This window comes from Rhizobacter sp. P2_H2, assembly GCF_056403375.1.
The window spans coordinates 1-4,180 of record NZ_JBFUFP010000457.1 but is presented as its reverse complement, the minus strand read 5'-3'; the positions used below and the strand labels follow the sequence as shown (position 1 = coordinate 4,180).

The following is a 4,180-nucleotide window of genomic DNA, read 5'->3' as shown; positions in this document are numbered from 1 at the left end:
GACTCCCCTGCGCTGACTGGTTTCATGGCCCGTCGCCCAAACTCCCGCCACTCACTTCGTTCGTTGTGGTCAAACAGTGGGCGACAGTCAGTTCACGAAGCGTGCTGCGCACGCGGGCCATGAAACCAGCCAGCTCCGGCGCCACTCCCTTATTGGCGCTCCCCAGACTCCCCGCTCGCGCCTTCGTGCCACCRCCCTGCCTTKKGGGAGRTGACAAGCGAACAAATGAGGGTTGATCCCCGGGTTGGCACCCGGGCTACTTCTTGAGTGCGCGGGCCGCTTCGGTGACCAGTTCCGGCCCCTTGTAGATGAAGCCGGTGTAGAGCTGCACCAGGTCGGCGCCGGCCGCGATCTTCGATTGCGCGTCGGCACCGCTCAACACACCACCGACGCCGATGATCGGGTAGCCCGCGCCCAGCGCGGCGCGCAGCTGCGCGATCACCCGGTTCGAGGCCGCAAGCACCGGCGCGCCGCTCAGGCCGCCGGCCTCTTCGCCGTGCGGCAGGTGCTTCACCGCATCGCGCGCGATCGTCGTGTTGGTCGCGATCACGCCGTCGATCGCGTTCTTCTTCAAGGTCGCGGCGATCACGCCGACCTGCGCCTCGTCGAGGTCGGGCGCGATCTTCACGAACACCGGCACGCTGCGGCCGTGCTGCTTCGCAAGCGCCTGCTTGCGCTCCTGCACCGCCGAGAGCAGCGCATCCAGCGCCTCGTCGCTCTGCAGCGCGCGCAGGTTCTTCGTGTTCGGCGACGAGATGTTCACCGTCACGTAGTCGGCATGCGGGTACACGCCGTCCAGGCACAGCAGGTAGTCGTCGACCGCGCGCTCGATCGGCGTCGCCGCGTTCTTGCCGATGTTCAACCCCAGCACGCCGCCCTGCGCCCGGAAGCGCGCCTGCTTCACGTTGGCGATGAAGGCGGCCAGCCCCTGGTTGTTGAAGCCGAGCCGGTTGATCAGCGCGTTCGCCTGCGGCAGGCGGAACATGCGCGGCTTCGGGTTGCCCGGCTGGCCGAGCGGCGTCACGGTGCCGACCTCGATGAAGCCGAAGCCCATCGCGGCCAGCCCGTCGATGCAACGGCCGTTCTTGTCGAGCCCGGCCGCGAGGCCGATGCGGTTCGGGAAACGGATGCCCGCCACCGTCACCGGGTCGTCGACCCGCGGCTGCGCGACCGCACAGATCAACGGCGTGCGCTGGATGCGCGCCAACGCGCCGAGCGTCAGGTCATGTGCCTGCTCGGGGTCGAGGCCGAACAGGAAGGGGCGGGTGAGGGGGTAGGGGACCAGGGCCATGGGATGAATGCGGGGACCAGCGTCTTGGATAATCGCGGATTGTCTCAAACGACCCCGCTTCCAAGCGTTCAGCCATGACACAGGACGAACTGAAGGCCCTCGTCGGCCAGGCCGCGCTGGCCTACGTGCAACCCGGCAGCATCGTCGGCGTGGGCACCGGCTCCACGGTGAACTGCTTCATCGACGCGCTGGCCGGCATCAAGGACCGCATCGCCGGCGCTGTCTCCAGCAGCGAACGAAGCTCCGAGCGGCTGCGCGCGCACGGCATCGCGGTGCTCGACAGCAATGCCGTCGACACCATCCCGGTCTACATCGACGGCGCCGACGAGATCGACCACCACGGCTTCATGATCAAGGGCGGGGGCGCCGCGCTCACGCGCGAGAAGATCGTCGCCGACATCGCGCAGAACTTCATCTGCATCGCCGACGAATCGAAGCTCGTCGACACGCTCGGCCGCTTCCCGGTGCCGGTGGAGGTGATCCCGATGGCAGCGGCGCAGATCGCGCGCCGGCTGCGCGGCCTCGGCGGCGATGCGCAGCTGCGCGCCGGCGTCGTCACCGACAACGGCTGCAGCATCCTCGACGTGCGCGGCCTGGCCATCATCGACCCGGTGGCGATGGAGCGCGAGATCAACCAGTGGCCGGGCGTCGTCACCGTCGGCATCTTCGCGCGCAACCGGGCCGGCGCCTGCCTGCTGGGCACCTCGCAGGGCGTGAAGACGCTGACGTTCTGATCCACTCCCGGGCCTCGCACCCCCCCAAAAAGGGCGTAACCTCGGGCCTGTTCCGAATCCGCTGAAAAAGGACGGCCCATGGCCAAACCCAACTACTCGTTCGAAAAGCGCCAGCGCGAGCTGGCCAAGAAAAAGAAGAAGGAAGAGAAGCTGAAGGAAAAGGAGCTTCGCAAGACCAGCCCGGGCTCCGGCGAAGCCGGACAGGGCGACGAGCCCGCCGAAGGCCAGACCCAGGGCGCAGGCGCCGGAGACCAGCCGGCGCCCTGAGCGCCCTGAACCTCATGCGGCCCCTGCGACCCCGCGGCAAGCCGGCGGTGCCCGGCGCCTACGCGGCCGCGCTGAAGGCCGGCTTCGAGGCGACCTCCACGCAGGTGCAGCAGATGCACCAGGCGATCGCCGACCAGGCCTTCGCGACGCTGCAGCACGTGCCCGTGGTCGCAGCGCCCGCCCGCTGGGTGCAGCGGGTGCACGACTTGGTCAGCACGGTGGTCCACACGACGGTGCGCCAGACCGGCGCTGCCGCCCTCACGCTGGCCGGCCATGCCGAACAGCGCCTCACCGATCCGACACGCCAACCGGGCGCGCGCGAGCAGGCCCTGCGCAGCGCGCTGAACGGCGTGGCCGGCGATGCGCTGCAGGCCGCAGGCAACCCGCTCGCGGTGCGCATGGCCCTGTACCCCGAAGGCGTGGCACCGGCGGAGCGGGTCTGCCTGTTCATCCACGGGCTGGCCTGCGATGAACACAGCTGGACGGTCGCGCGCGCCGAGTCGGCCGGCGATTCGTATCCGGCAATGGTCGAGCGCGAGTTCGGCGCCACCGCGCTTTTTCTTCGCTACAACAGCGGGTTGTCGATCAGCGACAACGCGCGCGCTTTGGCGGTGCTGCTGACGCAATGGATCGATGCCGCACCTGAGCGCGCCGGCGACATCGTGCTGGTCGGCCACAGCATGGGCGGGCTGATCGCGCGCGCCGCCTGCGAGCAGGCGCTGGCCGACGGCAGCCCGTGGCTCGATCGCATCCGGATGCTGGTCTGCCTGGGCACGCCGCACCGCGGTGCGCCGCTGGAACGGGCCGGGCACGTGCTCTCTTCGGTGCTCGATGCGTCGGCGATCACGCGGCCGTTGAGCCGGCTCGCCGATGCGCGCAGCCGCGGCATCCGCGACCTGCGCCATGGTGCGGTGCCGAGCACGGTGGCGGTGCCGATGCGGCTTGTCGCGGGCCTGGGCGACGGCCTGGTGCGGCCCGGCAGCGCGGTGGATCCGGCGCTGGCCGGTGATGTCGAACGCGTCGAGATCGACGGTGTCGGCCACATGGACCTGCTGAACCACCCGCGCGTCGCGGCGGCGCTGCGCCGCTGGCTGCGCGCGGCCTGGGCCTGATCAGCGGGCGTCGCGCCGCACCTGGCGGGCGATGAAGCGGGCCGGGTCGATCGCATCGAGCAGGCTGCTCTCCAGCGGTGCTGGCGCGCCGGTGACCGCCGACGCGAGCGCACCCGCGCCGAGGGCCGACCAGGTGATGCCGCGCGAACCCAGCGCGGTGAACACGAACAGGCCCGGCACGCGCGGCACGAAACGCACTTGATCAATGGGGCGCGTGCTCGCGGCCTGCAGGTCGGGGACGGCGCCGACGATCGGCAGCCGGTCGCCGGCGACCCAGCGCCACGCCGTGCGGCCTTGCAGCGCGCACGCGTCGACCGGTGCGGTCTTCCCCGTCAGCTTGCGGTACTGCGCCAGGTTGTGCTCATGGTCGGCCTGCCGCAGCTCGGGGGCCATGTCGCCGGCCGTGCTGGTGGCGCCGAACACCGCCATGCCGTCGATCGGCGGCAGCAGGTAGCCGGCGCCGGCCAGCGGAATGCGCGGCAGCGCCCAGCCCGCGGCGTCGGCCGGTGCCAGGCTCAGCTGGCCCCGCACCGCCTCGACCGACCACGCGGGCTGGCCGAGCAGCCGCAACGCATCGCCGGCGTTCGCGAGCACCAGCACCGGTGCACTGGCGATGTTCGCACCCTGCGCGTCTTTCAGCTGCCAGCGGCCGTCGCCGTCGCGGTGGATGGACTCGACCTGCACGCTGCCACGCCAGCGGATCCGCTCGCCGCCTTGCGCGATGAACCAGCGCACCAGCGCGCCGGGCTGCACCCAGCCGCCCTGCGGGTAGAACC

The 4,180-nt window shown here is 70.8% G+C and carries 5 protein-coding genes; 3 read left to right on the top strand and 2 right to left on the bottom strand.

Annotation, left to right across the window (positions count from 1 at the left end):
* Window positions 1-256 precede the first annotated feature (256 nt).
* Window positions 257-1,291 (bottom strand): quinone-dependent dihydroorotate dehydrogenase, encoded by a 1,035-nt coding sequence (locus tag AC1D15_RS20285; RefSeq protein WP_477827385.1) that lies wholly within the window; start codon window positions 1,289-1,291, stop codon window positions 257-259.
* Between the two features lie 74 nt (window positions 1,292-1,365).
* Here AC1D15_RS20285 and rpiA point away from each other — a divergent pair, with 74 nt between their 5' ends.
* From rpiA to AC1D15_RS20270, 3 genes are all read left to right on the top strand, one after another.
* Window positions 1,366-2,025, top strand: a complete 660-nt coding sequence (gene rpiA, locus AC1D15_RS20280) for a ribose-5-phosphate isomerase RpiA (RefSeq protein ID WP_047510889.1) — start codon at window positions 1,366-1,368, stop codon at window positions 2,023-2,025.
* A gap of 78 nt (window positions 2,026-2,103) precedes the next feature.
* The gene (locus tag AC1D15_RS20275) at window positions 2,104-2,292 is read left to right on the top strand and encodes a hypothetical protein (RefSeq protein WP_047510891.1); all 189 of its coding nucleotides are present in this window, start codon (window positions 2,104-2,106) and stop codon (window positions 2,290-2,292) included.
* 14 nt (window positions 2,293-2,306) lie between these two features.
* Window positions 2,307-3,404 carry a PGAP1-like alpha/beta domain-containing protein gene (locus tag AC1D15_RS20270; RefSeq protein ID WP_477827384.1) on the top strand — a complete coding sequence of 366 codons (1,098 nt, stop codon included), beginning with the start codon at window positions 2,307-2,309 and terminating at the stop codon, window positions 3,402-3,404.
* Here AC1D15_RS20270 and mnmC1 read toward each other — a convergent pair.
* A partial coding sequence (gene mnmC1, locus AC1D15_RS20265) for an FAD-dependent 5-carboxymethylaminomethyl-2-thiouridine(34) oxidoreductase MnmC1 (protein ID WP_477827383.1) occupies window positions 3,405-4,180 on the bottom strand: 776 nt, incomplete at its 5' end. It abuts the gene before it with no gap.